Raw genomic sequence first — 15,455 nt, 5'->3', positions numbered from 1 at the left:
ACCGTCATTTCCACCCCCATATTGGGGCGACTGATGCGTGAAGGAATCCATCTTGAGCGAACTTCTCAACCGCCGCCTGAGCTTGCTCGGCCAAGGCGACAACCTCTCCCTGCTCAAGCAGTGCCTGCACGGCATCGAGCGCGAATGCTTGCGTGTGACCGACGACGGTCGTCTGGCACAAACCCCGCATCCCGAAGCTCTCGGCGCGGCGTTGACCCACGAGCAGATCACCACGGACTACTCGGAATCGCTGCTGGAGTTCATTACTCCAGCCCTGGCCGACCCTGCGCAGACCCTGGAAAGCCTGGAGAACATCCACCGATTCGCCTACACCAAGCTGGGTAGCGAATACCTGTGGAGCCCGTCGATGCCGTGTCCACTACCAGCCGAGGAAGATATTCCAATCGCCTGGTACGGTGAGTCGAATATTGGCCAGCTCAAGTATGTGTACCGCAAGGGCCTGGCCCTGCGTTACGGCCGCACCATGCAGTGCATTGCCGGGATTCACTACAATTTCTCGCTGCCAGAAAGTCTCTGGCCGCTGCTGCGCGCCGCTGAAGGCAGCAGCCTGGATGACCGTGAGTATCAGTCGGCAGCCTACATTGCCCTGATCCGCAACTTCCGCCGCTACAGCTGGTTGCTGATGTATCTGTTCGGCGCCTCGCCGGCCCTGGACGCGGGTTTCCTGCGTGGTCGGGCTCATTCACTCGAACAGTTCGACGTCGATACCCTTTACCTGCCTTACGCCACCAGTCTGCGCATGAGCGACCTTGGCTACCAGAGCAATGCCCAGGCAGGCCTGACGCCTTGCTACAACGATCTGAGCAGCTATACCGACAGCCTGCGCAAGGCCGTTGCCACGCCGTATGCGCCCTATGTAGAAATCGGTACGCACAAGGATGGCGAGTGGGTGCAGCTCAACACCAATATCTTGCAGATCGAAAACGAGTACTACTCCAATATTCGTCCCAAGCGCGTGACCTACAGTGGTGAGCGGCCGATCCAGGCCCTGATGGCCCGTGGCATTCAGTACGTCGAAGTGCGTTGCCTGGACATCAACCCGTTCCTGCCGACCGGTATCGATCTACCGGAATCGCGTTTTCTCGATGCATTCCTGCTGTTCTGCGCGCTGGATGACAGCCCACTGCTGGGCAATCAGGAATGTGGCAACTGCACGTCGAACTTCCTCAGCGTAGTCAAGGAAGGTCGTCGACCGGGACTCATGTTGCAGCATCACGGCAAGCCTGTGGAGCTGAAGGTGTGGGCAAACGAGCTGCTCGAGCGTATTGCGCCGCTGGCCGCGTTGCTTGACCGCAGCCTGAACAGTGACGAGCACAGCAAATCCCTGAACCTGCAAAAAGACAAAGTCAGCGATCCATCCCTGACCCCGTCGGCCCAGGTCCTGGCAAGCATGACCGAGCACAAGGAAAGCTTCAGCCGCTTCTCTCTACGCCAGAGCCAGGCGCACGCCGAATTCTTCCGCGCCAAGGCCCTGCCAGCCGACGAACAGCAGCGTTTCGAGACTGCCGCTCGCGAGTCCCTGGAAGCGCAAGCAAGGCTCGAGCACGAAGAGGACAAGGCCGATTTCGACCTGTTCGTCAGTGCTTATCAGGCCAGCATCCTTGCGATCAGCAACTGATATGAGCCGTACCGTCAGCACCCGCAAACCCCGCGCTGGCAGCCAGGCGCGGATCGACGCGATCCTTGCAGCGGCGCGCACCCTGCTGGCCAGCGAAGGTGTGGCAGGGCTATCGATCTACAGTGTCGCCGAGCGCGCGCAAATCCCGCCGTCCTCGGTGTATCACTTTTTCGCCAGCGTTCCGGCATTGCTCGAAGCCCTGACTGCCGATGTTCATGCAGCCTTTCGAGCGTGCCTGGCGCAACCGATAGACACCTCTGCGCTCACTACCTGGCACGATCTGTCGCGCCTGGTCGAGCTGCGCATGTTAAGTATCTACAACGAGGATGCCGCCGCCCGGCAGTTGATCCTTGCCCAGCATGGTTTGAGCGAAGTAACCCAGGCTGACCGCCAGCACGACATCGAGCTGGGCGACTTGATGCACAAGCTATTCGCCGAGCACTTCCAGTTACCCGTGCTGCCCAATGATGTCGATGTGTTTGCCCTGGCCATGGAACTGGGCGACCGGGTCTATGCCCGTTCAGTACAGTTGCATGGGCAAATCACCCCGCGCATGGCGGAGGAAGGCATGCGCGTGTTCGATGCGTATCTGGGACTGTATTTACCGCCTTTTTTGCCTAAACGCTGAAGCCGCTTTCGCGAGACAAGCCCACTCCCACAAGGCCGCCTGGGCCTGTGAAAAAGGGCTTGTCCAGCAACGGTTCAGAGTTTGGCAATCGACACTTCAGTGGACTTCACGAAGGCAATTACCTCACTGCCGATGGTCAGTTCCAGCTCACGTACCGAGCGGTTGGTGATCACTGAGGTGACGATGCCTGAAGCCGTCTGCACGTCGATTTCCGACAGTACCGGGCCTTCGAGGATTTCCTTCACGGTGCCTTTGAACTGGTTACGTACGTTGATCGCTTTAATGGTCATGAGTGTGCTTCCTTCAGGTCAATGAGCCCAACGCAGTTGCGTTGGCAAAGGTGCTACGGGTTCCGGTTCCGGTGGTGCAGCAGGCACCGAGAGAACGCGGTTGAGAACTTCGGTTTCCAGCGCCGCCAATCGATGCGAGCCCCGCACACGAGGGCGCGGTAGATCGACGGTCAGGTCCAGCCCCACTTCGCCGTCCTCGATAAGAATCACCCGGTCTGCCACGGCAACTGCTTCGCTGACGTCATGGGTCACCAGCAATACGGTGAAGCCGTGCTCGCGCCAGAGCCGTTCAATCAGTTGCTGCATCTCGATCCGAGTCAGAGCATCCAGTGCGCCCAACGGCTCATCGAGTAACAACAAACGCGGCTGGTGGATCAATGCGCGCGCCAGGGCCACACGCTGCTTCTGCCCGCCTGAAAGTGCTGCTGGCCACTCGTTGGCGCGCTCGCCAAGGCCCACCGCCTCCAGAGCGTGCAGCGCCTGGGCGCGCCAGCTGCCCGACAAGCCCAGGCCAACGTTGTCGATAACTTTCTTCCAGGGCAGCAGGCGCGCTTCCTGGAACATCAGCCGGGTATCCTCGCGCGCCTCGCTCAACGGTGCTGAGCCTGCCAGAAGCTCACCACCGCTGGGTTGATCGAGCCCGGCGAGCAAACGCAGCAAGGTGCTTTTGCCACACCCGCTACGGCCGACAATGGCCACGAACTGGCCGGCCGGGATATGCAGATCGATGTCACGCAGCACCTGGCGCTGGCCAAAGGTTTTCTGCAGGTTGTTCGCCGCCAACGGTATACCGCGCAGCAGTCGTGCCGGTGCTTCCTTGAGGATGGTCATGCGCCCTCTCCCCGAGTGGGTTGATAAGCCGGATGCCAGCGCAGCCATACCCGCTCAAGGCCGCGTGCAGCCAGGTCAGCAAGTTTGCCGAGCACGGCATACAGAACAATCGCCAGCACCACCACATCGGTCTGCAGAAACTCACGGGCATTCATTGCCAGGTAGCCGATGCCGGCATTGGCAGAAATGGTTTCAGCGACGATCAGCGTCAGCCACATAAAACCCAATGCGAAGCGCACGCCGACCAGAATCGAAGGCAAGGCACCGGGCAGGATGACCTGGCGAAACAACTCGAAGCCGGACAAACCATAGCTGCGAGCCATCTCCACCAATGCCGGGTCGACATTGCGAATGCCGTGGTAGGTATTGAGATAAATCGGGAACAGCGTGCCCAGGGCGACCAGGAAAATCTTCGCCGACTCATCGATGCCGAACCACAGGATCACCAGCGGAATCAGGGCAAGATGCGGCACGTTGCGGATCATCTGTACCGAACTGTCGAGCAAGCGCTCGCCCCACTTCGACAAGCCGGTGATAAAGCCCAGCACCAGGCCGATCGCACCACCGATCAAAAAGCCCAGCGCGGCGCGCCAGCCACTGATCGCCAGGTGGGTCCAGATTTCGCCGCTGCGCACCAATTCGACACCGGCACTGAACACCGCAGTCGGTGCCGGCAGGATGCGCGTAGACAGCCAACCGGCGCTGACTGCCAACTGCCAGACCGCCAACAGCAGCAGCGGCAGCGCCCAAGGCGCCAGACGCTGTGACCAGGGTGTGGATACACGACTCATGACCAGACCCTCAGCGCTGTGCCGTGGATTTGGGCAAAATGTCGTTGGCGACCATTTCACCGAACGGACTCACATAGCCGCCACTTTTCGGCAGCTCGGGACGCTCCACGTCCAGGTGCGGGAACAGCAACTCGGCCACACGATAGGATTCCTCCAGATGTGGATAACCCGAGAAGATAAAGGTGTCGATGCCCAACGCGGCGTATTCCTTGACCCGTTCGGCCACGGTCGGCCCATCGCCAACCAGCGCAGTGCCGGCACCACCACGTACCAGGCCTACTCCAGCCCACAGGTTGGGGCTGACTTCCAGATTGTCACGGCTGCCGCCATGCAGCGCCGCCATGCGTTGCTGCCCCACCGAGTCGAAGCGTGAGAGCGAGGCCTGGGCACGGGCAATGGTGTCATCGTCCAGGTGCGAGATAAGACGCTCGGCGGCCTGCCAGGCTTCGGCGTTGGTTTCGCGCACGATCACATGCAAGCGAATGCCGAAGCGCACGGTGCGACCTTGCTGGGCGGCCTTGGCGCGAACCTGCTCGATCTTCTCGGCCACGGCCGCTGGCGGCTCACCCCAGGTCAGGTAAAGCTCGACCTGCTCGGCAGCCAAGTCCTGGGCCGCTTCCGAGGAGCCGCCAAAGTACAGCGGCGGACGCGGCTGCTGGATCGGCGGGTAGAGCAACTTGGCGCCTTTGACCTGAATGTGCTGACCGTCGTAGTCGACCGTCTCGCCTTCCAGCACCCGCCGCCAGATACGGGTGAACTCTACCGACGCCTGGTAGCGCTCTTCATGACTGAGGAACAAACCATCACCGGAAAGCTCTTCCGGGTCACCCCCGGTCACCAGGTTGAACAGTGCACGGCCACCGGAAAGTCTATCCAGCGTCGCGGCCTGACGTGCAGCCACCGTCGGCGAAATGATGCCTGGGCGCAGGGCCACGAGAAATTTCAGACGTTGGGTAACCGGAATCAGCGAGGCGGCTACCAGCCAGGAATCTTCGCAGGAACGACCGGTCGGGATCAGCACCCCACCAAAGCCCAGGCGGTCGGCCGCTTGGGCGATCTGTTGCAAGTAACCGTGATCGACTGCACGTGCACCTTCGGAAGTGCCCAGGTAGTGACCGTCGCCGTGAGTGGGAAGAAACCAGAAAACATTGAGGCTCATTGGAGTTGTCTCCTAAGGGGTACGCAAGCCGGGAGCAGCTCCCGGCACGGGCGAATCGTCAAGGCGCGCTGGCGACCTTGGCCGGGGGTGTCCAGATCACATCCTTGATGCTCAGCGGCTTGGGGATCAGCTTGAGCGTGTGGAAGGTGTCGGCGATTTTCTGCTGGGCGCTGACCACATCCGGGGTCAGGAAGTGAGCGCCATAACCCTGGCGTTTTACCGAGGTCAGAGTGATGTCGGCTGGCAGTCCCAGCAGCGGTGCAACCTGGTCGGTCACTTCCTGCGGATTGGCCTTGGACCACTCGCCCACCGCACGCACTTCTTCGACCAGGGCGTTGATCACCTCGGGATGCTGCTGCGCGTAGGGCTTGGTGGCCAGATAGAACTGGTGGTTGTCGACGATGCCTTTACCATCGCGCAGTGTGCGCGCCTGCAGCTGCTGTTCGGCGGCGGCCTGGTAAGGATCCCAGATGACCCAGGCATCGACGCTGCCGCGCTCGAACGCAGCGCGGGCATCGGCAGGCGGTAGAAATACCGGCTGGATATCGGTGTACTTGAGGCCGGCATCTTCCAGGGCACGTACCAGCAGGTAGTGAACGTTCGAGCCTTTGTTCAGTGCGACTTTCTTGCCCTTGAGGTCTTTCACCGCCTGAATCGACGAGCCCTTGGGCACCAGAATCGCTTCGCTGTGTGGAGCCGGCGGCTCGTAAGCCACATACAGCAAGTCAGCCCCGGCAGCCTGGGCAAACACCGGAGGGGTTTCGCCGGTAACGCCGAAATCGATGGAGCCGACGTTCAGGCCTTCCAGTAGTTGCGGGCCGCCAGGAAACTCGGTCCATTGAACCTGGATACCCTGGGCTGCCAGGCGCTTCTCCAGCGAGCCCTTGGCCTTGAGCAACACCAGGGTGCCGTATTTCTGATAACCGATGCGCAGGCTTTCTGCCTGAGCTTGAGTAATGGCGCCGAAGGACACAGCCGCAGCAAACAGAGCGACCAGACCACGACGCAAAATGACAGTGCGCATAGCGCTCTCCTTTTGCTGTTGGGTTTTGGCTGCACCTGCTTGCCCGTTGGCGGGCGAGTAAGGTGGGACTTGCGAGAAAGCGGTTACAGCGGCTCAGATGCTCCAGCGAGCACTGAGCAGACGCTCATTCAGTACACCGGGTGCGACCGGTTTCGGCCTGCGTGCCAGGGCACTGTGAAACAGTTCAAGCGATTCGTTCAGGCGTTGCTCCAATACCGGCGCCAATTGCGCTGCGTTATTGCCTTCGCCGTAGGTGATCTGGCTGTCGTCGGCGAAAATCCCTTGCAGGGTTTCCTGCGCCTTGAGCGCAGACAGCACCGGCTTGAGGGCGTAATCCACAGCCAGCATGTGGGCGATGCTGCCACCGGTTGCGATGGGCAATACCACCTTGTGGTTCAGGGCACGCTCAGGTAGCAGATCCAACAAGGTTTTCAGCGCACCGGCAAACGAGGCTTTGTACACCGGGGTCGCGACCACCAGGCCGTCGGCTTGTTCTACCAACGCCAGGAAGTGCTGCACCCTGGGGCTATCGAATCGCGCATGCAGCAGGTCCTCGGCCGGAAAGTCGCGGACCTGGAATGTCACCACCTCTACGCCCTGGCCTTGCAACCACTGCCGGCTGCGCTCAAGCAGCACGCCGGAACGTGAACGCAGACTGGGACTACCACCGAGAGAAACAACCAGCATTGGAGCGCATCCTTGATCGTGTTCTGAAAGGCCGCGAGGTCGAGTTCTCGCTGGAATGGATTGACCTTAACAGCTCAACACATATACCAATAAATCATATTTATTCATTTATTTATTCTTTTATGATCTATTAGTTTCGACCCTAAAAAAGGGCCGTCGAAACGGCCCAAAATCCCTGCATGGTTGAGTGATCAGCGATTGGGCTGTGGGGTCAGGCGCAGGTACGGCTTGACCGCTCGGTAGCCCTTGGGAAAGCGTTGCTTGATTTCGTCTTCATCCTTGAGTGAGGGCACGATCACTACCTCATCACCGTCCTGCCAGTTGGCTGGCGTGGCCACCTTGTGGTTGTCGGTCAGTTGCAAGGAGTCGATCACCCGCAGGATCTCGTGGAAGTTACGCCCGGTACTGGCTGGGTAGGTAATGGTCAGGCGGATCTTCTTGTTCGGGTCGATCACGAACAAGGAGCGCACCGTGAGGGTGTCGCTGGCATTGGGATGAATCAGGTCGTACAGGTCAGACACTTTGCGATCGGCATCGGCCAGGATCGGGAAGTTGACGGTGGTGTTCTGGGTTTCGTTGATGTCTTCAATCCAGCGGTGATGGGAATCCACCGGGTCGACCGACAGGGCAATGGCCTTCACGCCACGCTCGGCGAACTGCTCCTTGAGCTTGGCAGTGAAGCCCAGTTCGGTGGTGCAGACCGGAGTGAAGTCGGCTGGGTGCGAAAACAGCACACCCCAGCTGCTACCCAGCCACTCGTGGAAGCGGATCTTGCCGGCGCTGGATTCCTGTTCGAAGTCGGGGGCGATATCGCCGAGTCTGAGGCTCATGGTGCGGCTCCTTGGCTGGGTTCGTTATGGGCTCACTGTGCCTGCTATGACATAAAAACAAAAAGAATAAATATCGATTTATTTATAACTTTTAAACCTATCAATGAGCAGACAAAAAAAAGCCTCGCATGGAGCGAGGCTTCTCTTTTTCAACTGGGCTTACATGAAGCTGTAAGTGTAGTTGAAGATCAGACGGGTCTGGTCTTGGTCGTCACTAGCTTCGGAACCACCGCCGCGGTAAACACCATGGCGCAGGCTGACGCCCAGGCCTTTAAGGGTGCCTTCCTGAAGGACGTAGTCGATACGCGCATCGCGCTCCCATTCGTGATAGCTGCTGCCATTATTGGCACTCTTGATGTCATCGCCACGCAGGTAAGAAACCGAAGTTTTCAGACCTGGTACACCCAGGCGTGCGAAGTCATAGGAGTACTGACCAAAGGTGGTGTTCTCACCCGCTTTGGCGAACTGGTTGATCATACTGTCGGTGAACAGGTAGAAGCTGGCGCCGCCGTTACCTTCGCCATGCGTGCTACTAGTGCCGTCTTTAGTCACGCCACCTTGGTTCGCCCAGACAAAACCACCATCATCACCAATCTGCTGGTGTCCCAACAGGAAGGCATGGCCACCAAGGGTATAGGTGAACATCGCGCTCCAGGTCTTGTTATCGACCTCGCCTGCGTTCTTCGCATAACCCTTGTTGTTGTCGAAGGCATACCCGGTCTGCCCGTTCTTGCCATCGCTGCTGCTGTCGAAGTAGCGCAGGTCAGTCTTGAACGATTGGTCGTCGGCGATCGGATAGACGTGAACCAAGCCTAGGAAGTGCTGCTTGTAGAAGTCTTCCAGGTTTGAGTAGTAGTACTGCAAGGTCAGGTCTTTAGTGACTTTCCAGTCGCCACCGGCGAACTGAAACTTATTGCTGTCCTGCGTTGCGCCCGAGACGGACAGGCCAGTACGGTTGCTCGACGCACGGCCCATGGCATGAGTCAGCTGCCCGGCGTTGAGGGTCAGGTTGTCGATTTCCTTCGACTGGATAGTGCCACCTTCAAATGTCTGAGGGAGCAGACGACCATCGTTCGATACGAGAATCGGGAGGTTAGGAGCCAAGGCGCTACCGAAATGCGCTTCAGTTTTCGAGAAACGAGCCTTAGCGTTGGCACCAAAGCGTGCCCATTGACTAACCGCCGACCCATCGGTGTCGCTTGGGAAGAATGTGCTGCTATTTGGGTGATGACCTTTACCACCATCCAAATGGATTCCCCACAGGGCTTGCGCATCAACGCCGAAACCTACAGTTCCCTCAGTGAAGCCCGAGATGTAGTCAACTTTGAAGCCCTGACCGGATTCGCGGTTGTCGTTGCCACCGTCACGGTTGTCGCCATCGAAATACATGGTCCGCGAACTCAGCGAAAGCTTGCTGTCTTCAACGAAACCGGCAGCACCCGCGTGCTGGGCCAGAACCCCAACGGCCACGGCAAGTGCCAATGTGGACTTGTACATGTTTTGCTCCTCTCATTTCTAATTCTTGTGTGTCGCTTACGGCAGGATCTTTTGCCCTGCTCGACGTCGATAGGCGATTAGCACCAAAGGATGACCGTCAAGTCAATCGTAACTATTCATTTCACTACTTTGGTCTAATGCGCCCAACCTTGGGGGCAAGGATAAAGACAATTCTATAAATCTAAAAAGACTTATTTCTTAATTTTTCAGATTAATACGGAATATAAAGCGTATTTTTCCTTCTGCTCCCCTGGTCAGGGGGCAAATTCCAGATAGCTATTTAATCGGGAGGTTTTAGATCGCTTGGCTCTGACGTATCGCGCCTTGCCTCTTCTCTCGGGAATGGGCCCATCTTTGTCATTTTCGGCTTCCCTCAGCCTTGACCCCCGTCAGGTTTAGAAGACCGATGCCCATTGCGCAAGTCGATGGGCATAAAGCGATTGGCTCCTAAGCTAATGCTAAAAAGTTATTTATTTTTAGTTTCTTAGATCATTTAGTCTTTCGACCACTTTCTCCCAACTGATCGTCTGACCAGGAGTTCTCCATGACCCTCCATGCTCCGCTGCGCCTGTTCGCCGCCCTGACCCTGGCCGGCACCAGTTGGTTCGCCCAGGCGGCCGACCTTACCGTTGCCTACCAAACCACCGTGGATCCGGCGAAAGTTGCCCAGGTGAACGGCGACTACGAAAAAGCCAGTAAGGCCAGCATCGACTGGCGCAAATTCGATAGCGGTGCCGATGTGATTACCGCCGTGGCCTCCGGCGGCGTGCAGATCGGCTACCTCGGCTCCAGCCCCCTGGCCGCCGCCGCGACCCGCAAGCTGCCGGTGGAAACCTTTCTGATTGCGACCCAGATCGGCGCCGCCGAAGCACTGGTAGCCCGCGATGGCGCCGACATCAATTCTCCGCAGGATTTGATCGGCAAGAAGATCGCCGTGCCTTTTGTTTCCACCGGGCATTACAGCCTGTTGGCCGCGCTCAAACAGTGGAACATCGACCCGGCCAAGGTGCAGATCCTCAACCTGGCACCTCCGGCGATCATCGCCGCCTGGAAACGCGGCGATATAGATGCCACCTACGTCTGGGACCCAGCGCTGGGCGTGGCCAAGGAAAACGGCAAGGTGCTGATCACCTCCGGCGAACTGGCCGAAAAAGGTGTGCCGACCTTCGATGCCTGGATCGTGCGCAAAGACTTTGCTGCCAAACACCCTGAAATCGTCAAGGCCTTCGCCAAAGTCACTCTGGATGCCTACGCCGACTATCGCAAAGACCCACAAGCCTGGCTCGCCAAGCAAAGCAACGTCGACAAGTTGGTGAAGCTCTCCGGGGCCAAGGCCGCGGATATCCCAGCCTTGCTGCAAGGCAACGTATTTCCGCTGGCGGCCGACCAGATCGCAGCTCTGGGTGCGCCGACTACCCAAGCCATCACCGACACTGCCACTTTCCTCAAGGAGCAAGGCAAAGTCGAAGCGGTACTGCCGGACTACGCGCCGTATGTCAGCGCCAAGTTCATCGCCAACTGATCGGAGATCGTCATGGCATTGCTTGAGCTGGAGCGCATCAGCGCACAGTACCCCGGCGCAGCCGACCCGGTGCTGGCCGATATCACCCTGAGCCTAGGGCCCCAGCAACTGCTGGTCGCCCTCGGTCCGTCCGGCAGCGGTAAAACCTCGCTGCTCAATCTGATCGCAGGTTTCGTTGCCCCCAGCGCCGGACGTATCAGCCTTGATGGCGTGCCGGTGCAAGGGCCCAGCGCCGAGCGCGGCGTGGTGTTCCAGGACGATGCATTGCTGCCTTGGCAGGATGTACTGGCCAATGTCGCCTTTGGCCTGGAACTGGCCGGCGTGCCGCGTGCCGAACGCGAACGCAAGGCGCGAGAAATGCTTGCCCTGGTAGACCTGGCCGATTTCGGCAAGCGACGGATCTGGCAATTGTCGGGCGGGCAAAAGCAACGCGTTGGCCTGGCCCGGGCATTGGCCGCCGACCCACGGGTACTGCTGATGGATGAGCCCTTCGGCGCTCTTGATGCCTTTACCCGTGAGCAGATGCAGGAGTTGCTCCTGCAAGTCTGGCAGCGCACGGCCAAGCCAGTATTGCTGATTACCCACGACATTGAAGAAGCGGTGTTTCTTGCCACTGACCTGATTCTTCTAGCGCCCAACCCCGGGCAGATCGTCGAACGCCTGCACCTGGATTTCGGTCGGCGCTACGCAGCCGGCGAACCTGCCAGGGCGATCAAGTCCGACCCACGCTTTATCGAAACCCGCGAGCACGTACTGAGCCGGGTGTTCTCTCAACGCAGCGCCGCAGTGCGGCAGGAGTTCGCATGAGCAGCCTGGAAGTGCCGGTTACGGCCAAACGCAGCGCTGAGTCAGCGCCGGTGGCCAAGGCACGACGCAACCTGAGCACCCGCTGGATCAGCACGCTGACCCTGGCCACCCTGCTTCTGGTGTGGTGGGCGGTGACCGCTGCCGAGTGGATCGAGCCTTTGTTCTTGCCGTCCCCGCAAGCGGTACTGGCCAAGGCCTGGTTGCTGCTGACCCAAGGTTATATGGACGCCACCTTGTGGCAGCACCTGGGCGCAAGCCTCCAGCGTATCGGCCTGGCCCTGGGCGCAGCGATTGTCACCGCAATTCCGATTGGCATCGCCATCGGTCACAACCGCATCGCCCGCGGCATTCTCGACCCGCTGATCGAGTTCTACCGCCCTATTCCTCCCTTGGCCTATTTGCCACTGATCGTGATCTGGTGCGGAATCGGCGAGCTGTCGAAAGTGCTGCTTATTTATCTGGCAATTTTCGCCCCTATCGCCATTGCCACCGCCACCGGCGTGCGCACGGTCGATCCGACCAAGTTGCGCGCGGCACAATCGCTGGGGGCCTCACGAGCGCAACTGATTCGCCACGTCATCCTCCCCAGCGCCTTGCCCGACATTCTTACCGGTGTCCGCATCGGCTTGGGCGTGGGCTGGTCGACGCTGGTTGCCGCCGAGCTGATCGCCGCCACCAGCGGCCTGGGCTTCATGGTCCAGTCGGCAGCGCAGTTTCTGGTTACCGACGTGGTGGTGTTGGGCATTCTGGTGATCGCATTGATCGCCTTCGCCCTGGAAATGGGACTGCGCGCCCTGCAGCGCAAGTTGGTGCCCTGGCACGGCCAGAGTCATTGAGATCAATCGAGAATAATCATGAGCTTGACCATTACCCCGCTGAGTTCTGCACTCGGCGCCCAGATCAGCGGCATCGACCTCAGCCGCGAAATCAGCACCGAACAACGCGACGCGGTCGAACAGGCCCTGCTCAAGCATCAGGTGCTGTTCTTTCGTGAGCAGCCGATCAATCCACAGCAGCAAGCGGCCTTCGCTGCACGCTTTGGCGATCTGCACATTCACCCGATCTACCCCAATGTGCCTGAAACCCCTCAAGTGCTGGTGCTCGACACCGCCGTGACCGATGTCCGCGACAACGCCATGTGGCACACCGACGTTACCTTCCTGCCAACCCCGGCGCTGGGGGCGGTACTCAGCGCCAAGCAGTTGCCGACCTATGGCGGCGATACCTTGTGGGCCAGTGGCATAGCGGCCTACGCAGCATTGTCGGAGCCGCTCAAACGATTACTCGATGGTCTGACCGCAACCCACGACTTCACCAAGTCCTTTCCGTTGGAGCGTTTTGGCACCACGCCTGAAGACTTGCAACGCTGGGAAACGACCCGGCGTGACAATCCGCCCCTGTCACACCCGGTGATCCGCACTCACCCGGTGAGCGGGCGTAAGTCGCTGTTCGTCAATAATGGATTCACTACGCGCATCAACGAACTGAGCGACACCGAAAGCGAGGCGATACTCAACTTGCTGTTCGCCCACGCCACGCGGCCGGAGTTCACCATCCGCTGGCGCTGGCAGGAGAACGACATAGCCTTCTGGGACAACCGCGTGACCCAGCATTACGCCGTCGATGACTACCGTCCGCAACGACGGGTAATGCATCGAGCAACGATACTGGGAGATGCGCCGTTCTGAGGCAACGGCTCAGACCGGAGGGCGCGGGCTGGCCCGCCCCTACCGGTTGCCTGCTAACGCACCATGTGCAGGAATTGCATATGCCGTTCGTACTGGTCGAGGATGTCGTTGATGATCTGCTCCTTGCTGTAGCCAACCAGATCATAGTCCTGGCTGCCTTCGCTCAGATGAACCTCGGCACGATAGTAACGACGGTTCTTCAGTTCCTGAGTGCCAAGGCCGCCCAGCGCGAATGACGGAGTGAAGTAGCCACGCATCTGCACTTGATAGATGAACGGCTGCTCTTCCCCATGACCAATCTTCAGGCTGACGTTGTCGTGGCTCGGGTCTTCCTGGGTGATGACATTCAGCCCCTTCTCGACAAACACTTCGGTCACTTCACCAATCGCCGGACGCACTACGTCGTCCATGAACCGGTAGACCTCGTCACGCGAAGGAAAATGTACCGCCTGGCTCAGGCGCTGACGCCAGCCACCACGGCCCCGACGAGAATTGGCGAACGGCGCCAGCGAGTGCATCTGCGCAATCTGGCGCTGCGACTCCAGGTAGAACGCCTTGTGCAGCCCCCACATCATCGCCAGCAGAATCACCGAAAACGGCAGCGAGGTCAGCACGACCGCCGACTTCAATGAGTCGATGCTGCCTGCGAACAACAGACCGATGGTCACCAGGGCCGTCATTGCCCCCCAGAACACCCGCAACCAGTTCGGTCCGTCTTCATCGGCGTTTCCGTCGCGAGCGGACAACGTCGACAACACCACAGTGCCCGAGTCCGCCGAGGTAACGAAGAACACAAAGCTGATGAACACCGTGACGGCAATCACCACCTTGCTCCACGGATAGGTTTCCAGCAGCAGGTACAGGGTCATCGAGGGGTTGTCGATGGCCGACTGACCAAGCGCTGTCATGCCGTGATCGAGCACCTGCGAGATGGCGCTATTGCCGAAGATCGACATCCACGCCAAGGTGAAGCCCAATGGGATCAGCAACACGCCGAAGACAAATTCACGAATGGTGCGACCACGGGAAATTCGCGCAATGAACAGGCCCACAAAAGGCGCCCAGGCAATCCACCAGGCCCAGTAGAACACGGTCCATCCACCCAGCCAGTCTCTGTCCTGGTTGTAGGCATACACATCAAAACTCTTTCTCGGCAGCGCTCCCAGGTAGTCGCCCAGGTTCTGGATCAAGGTATTGAACAGATGCTGCGTAGGCCCGGCGAACAGCACGAACAACAGCAGCGCGCATGCCAGGAACATGTTGATGTCGGACATCACCCGCACACCCTTCTCGACCCCGGCCACGGCAACAGCCACCGCCGCGCCCATCATCAGGGTGATCAACGCCACCTGTACCCACTGGGTATGAGGAATGCCGAACAGGTAGTCCAGGCCCGAGTTGAGGTGCAATACCCCAAAGCCCATGTCCGCGCCAAGGCCGAAAACCGTGGCGATGATGCCGAAACCATCCACTGCATAGCCGATAGGGCCATTGATGCGCTTGCCGATCAACGGATAAAGCGCCGAGCGCAGGGCCAAGGGCAAGTTGTGGCGATAGGCGAAGTAGGCCAGGGCCATGCCGACGAAAGCGAATACGCCCCAACCGTGCAGCCCCCAATGCAGAAACAGTAGCTGCATGGCCTGACGCCCAGCCTCGACCGTTCCAGCTTCCCCCTGGGGTGGCTGGAGCATATGAGTCAGGGGTTCGGATACGCAGAAAAAGAAAAGAGTGATGCTGATGCCCGCAGCGAACAGCATTCCGGCCCAGGACAGGTAGCTGAACTCGGGTTCGTCGTGGTCGGCACCGAGCTTGATCTTGCCGTAGCCAGATAAGGCGGTGACCACCACGAAGACCAGGTACAGCGTCATCGCCAGCATGTAATACCAGCCGACCGTATTGGCCGCCCAGTTTTGCGCCGCCAACAGCCATTCGCCAGCTGCCTGCGGATTACTGATTACCACTAGTCCGAAAATGAGGATAAAACTCGCCGAGAAATAGAAGACCGGCGGATTCATGCGGATTTTGCCGCTAGGTAAAGAACTCGGTGCACCCATTAAATGTG

Annotated in this window: 15 protein-coding genes; 6 read left to right on the top strand and 9 right to left on the bottom strand. The window is 59.2% G+C overall.

The window, feature by feature from the left end; all coding sequences use genetic code 11:
* Positions 1 to 52 precede the first annotated feature (52 nt).
* Complete coding sequence (gene gshA / locus V0R60_RS08935) at positions 53 to 1,639, top strand: glutamate--cysteine ligase (RefSeq protein WP_330079175.1); 1,587 nt, start codon at positions 53 to 55, stop codon at positions 1,637 to 1,639.
* Between the two features lies 1 nt (position 1,640).
* Positions 1,641 to 2,267, top strand: coding sequence for a TetR/AcrR family transcriptional regulator (locus V0R60_RS08930; RefSeq protein WP_136474039.1), 627 nt, complete (start codon positions 1,641 to 1,643; stop codon positions 2,265 to 2,267).
* Between the two features lie 74 nt (positions 2,268 to 2,341).
* Here V0R60_RS08930 and V0R60_RS08925 read toward each other — a convergent pair whose 3' ends face one another.
* From V0R60_RS08925 to V0R60_RS08890, 8 genes are all read right to left on the bottom strand, one after another.
* Positions 2,342 to 2,557 carry a TOBE domain-containing protein gene (locus tag V0R60_RS08925; protein WP_330079174.1) on the bottom strand — a complete coding sequence of 72 codons (216 nt, stop codon included), beginning with the start codon at positions 2,555 to 2,557 and terminating at the stop codon, positions 2,342 to 2,344.
* Positions 2,558 to 2,575: 18 nt separating this feature from the next.
* Positions 2,576 to 3,388 carry an aliphatic sulfonates ABC transporter ATP-binding protein gene (gene ssuB / locus V0R60_RS08920; RefSeq protein ID WP_136474038.1) on the bottom strand — a complete coding sequence of 271 codons (813 nt, stop codon included), beginning with the start codon at positions 3,386 to 3,388 and terminating at the stop codon, positions 2,576 to 2,578.
* Positions 3,385 to 4,179, bottom strand: coding sequence for an aliphatic sulfonate ABC transporter permease SsuC (gene ssuC / locus V0R60_RS08915; RefSeq protein ID WP_136474037.1), 795 nt, complete (start codon positions 4,177 to 4,179; stop codon positions 3,385 to 3,387). The genes ssuB and ssuC overlap by 4 nt, the downstream gene beginning before the upstream one ends.
* Before the next feature lie 10 nt (positions 4,180 to 4,189).
* Positions 4,190 to 5,338: an FMNH2-dependent alkanesulfonate monooxygenase gene (gene ssuD / locus V0R60_RS08910; protein ID WP_136474036.1), complete on the bottom strand. Its 1,149-nt coding sequence runs from the start codon at positions 5,336 to 5,338 to the stop codon at positions 4,190 to 4,192.
* Positions 5,339 to 5,396: 58 nt separating this feature from the next.
* Positions 5,397 to 6,362: a sulfonate ABC transporter substrate-binding protein gene (locus V0R60_RS08905; RefSeq protein ID WP_330079173.1), complete on the bottom strand. Its 966-nt coding sequence runs from the start codon at positions 6,360 to 6,362 to the stop codon at positions 5,397 to 5,399.
* 93 nt (positions 6,363 to 6,455) lie between these two features.
* Positions 6,456 to 7,049 (bottom strand): NADPH-dependent FMN reductase, encoded by a 594-nt coding sequence (gene ssuE, locus V0R60_RS08900; RefSeq protein ID WP_136474034.1) that lies wholly within the window; start codon positions 7,047 to 7,049, stop codon positions 6,456 to 6,458.
* A 191-nt stretch (positions 7,050 to 7,240) separates the two neighbouring features.
* Positions 7,241 to 7,879 (bottom strand): peroxiredoxin, encoded by a 639-nt coding sequence (locus V0R60_RS08895; protein ID WP_136474033.1) that lies wholly within the window; start codon positions 7,877 to 7,879, stop codon positions 7,241 to 7,243.
* 159 nt (positions 7,880 to 8,038) lie between these two features.
* Complete coding sequence (locus tag V0R60_RS08890) at positions 8,039 to 9,376, bottom strand: OprD family porin (protein WP_136474032.1); 1,338 nt, start codon at positions 9,374 to 9,376, stop codon at positions 8,039 to 8,041.
* Between the two features lie 544 nt (positions 9,377 to 9,920).
* On the opposite strand from V0R60_RS08890, the gene tauA reads away from it, so the two are divergent.
* Genes tauA through tauD form a run of 4 tightly spaced genes read left to right on the top strand, consistent with a single transcriptional unit; the run spans position 9,921 to position 13,393 of the window.
* Complete coding sequence (tauA, locus tag V0R60_RS08885) at positions 9,921 to 10,898, top strand: taurine ABC transporter substrate-binding protein (protein ID WP_330079172.1); 978 nt, start codon at positions 9,921 to 9,923, stop codon at positions 10,896 to 10,898.
* A gap of 12 nt (positions 10,899 to 10,910) precedes the next feature.
* On the top strand, positions 10,911 to 11,705 hold the full coding sequence (gene tauB / locus V0R60_RS08880; RefSeq protein WP_136474030.1) for a taurine ABC transporter ATP-binding subunit: 795 nt from the start codon (positions 10,911 to 10,913) through the stop codon (positions 11,703 to 11,705).
* Complete coding sequence (tauC, locus tag V0R60_RS08875) at positions 11,702 to 12,541, top strand: taurine ABC transporter permease TauC (RefSeq protein ID WP_136474029.1); 840 nt, start codon at positions 11,702 to 11,704, stop codon at positions 12,539 to 12,541. Before tauB ends, tauC begins: the two co-directional genes overlap by 4 nt.
* Before the next feature lie 18 nt (positions 12,542 to 12,559).
* On the top strand, positions 12,560 to 13,393 hold the full coding sequence (tauD, locus tag V0R60_RS08870) for a taurine dioxygenase (protein WP_136474028.1): 834 nt from the start codon (positions 12,560 to 12,562) through the stop codon (positions 13,391 to 13,393).
* Between the two features lie 53 nt (positions 13,394 to 13,446).
* Here the strand turns inward: tauD and betT are convergent, their stop codons facing one another.
* Positions 13,447 to 15,408 (bottom strand): choline transporter BetT, encoded by a 1,962-nt coding sequence (gene betT / locus V0R60_RS08865; protein WP_168198423.1) that lies wholly within the window; start codon positions 15,406 to 15,408, stop codon positions 13,447 to 13,449.
* Positions 15,409 to 15,455: the final 47 nt, after the last annotated feature.

The sequence above is a fragment of the Pseudomonas auratipiscis genome, from assembly GCF_036324085.1.
In the GTDB taxonomy this organism is placed as follows: Bacteria; Pseudomonadota; Gammaproteobacteria; order Pseudomonadales; family Pseudomonadaceae; genus Aquipseudomonas; species Aquipseudomonas auratipiscis.
The sequence above is the reverse complement of the archived record's forward strand: the minus strand, read 5'-3'. Positions and strand labels throughout refer to the sequence as shown.

Bases quoted from the DNA above. Each gene is read 5' to 3' on its own strand.
- tauB (WP_136474030.1), top strand. From the start codon at position 10,911: ATGGCATTGCTTGAGCTGGAGCGCATCAGCGCACAGTACCCCGGCGCA.
- tauA (WP_330079172.1), top strand. From the start codon at position 9,921: ATGACCCTCCATGCTCCGCTGCGCCTGTTCGCCGCCCTGACCCTGGCC.
- tauC (WP_136474029.1), top strand. From the start codon at position 11,702: ATGAGCAGCCTGGAAGTGCCGGTTACGGCCAAACGCAGCGCTGAGTCA.
- V0R60_RS08895 (WP_136474033.1), bottom strand. From the start codon at position 7,879: ATGAGCCTCAGACTCGGCGATATCGCCCCCGACTTCGAACAGGAATCC.
- V0R60_RS08925 (WP_330079174.1), bottom strand. From the start codon at position 2,557: ATGACCATTAAAGCGATCAACGTACGTAACCAGTTCAAAGGCACCGTG.
- ssuC (WP_136474037.1), bottom strand. From the start codon at position 4,179: ATGAGTCGTGTATCCACACCCTGGTCACAGCGTCTGGCGCCTTGGGCG.
- V0R60_RS08890 (WP_136474032.1), bottom strand. From the start codon at position 9,376: ATGTACAAGTCCACATTGGCACTTGCCGTGGCCGTTGGGGTTCTGGCC.
- betT (WP_168198423.1), bottom strand. From the start codon at position 15,408: ATGAATCCGCCGGTCTTCTATTTCTCGGCGAGTTTTATCCTCATTTTC.
- ssuE (WP_136474034.1), bottom strand. From the start codon at position 7,049: ATGCTGGTTGTTTCTCTCGGTGGTAGTCCCAGTCTGCGTTCACGTTCC.
- ssuB (WP_136474038.1), bottom strand. From the start codon at position 3,388: ATGACCATCCTCAAGGAAGCACCGGCACGACTGCTGCGCGGTATACCG.
- ssuD (WP_136474036.1), bottom strand. From the start codon at position 5,338: ATGAGCCTCAATGTTTTCTGGTTTCTTCCCACTCACGGCGACGGTCAC.
- V0R60_RS08905 (WP_330079173.1), bottom strand. From the start codon at position 6,362: ATGCGCACTGTCATTTTGCGTCGTGGTCTGGTCGCTCTGTTTGCTGCG.
- V0R60_RS08930 (WP_136474039.1), top strand. From the start codon at position 1,641: ATGAGCCGTACCGTCAGCACCCGCAAACCCCGCGCTGGCAGCCAGGCG.
- tauD (WP_136474028.1), top strand. From the start codon at position 12,560: ATGAGCTTGACCATTACCCCGCTGAGTTCTGCACTCGGCGCCCAGATC.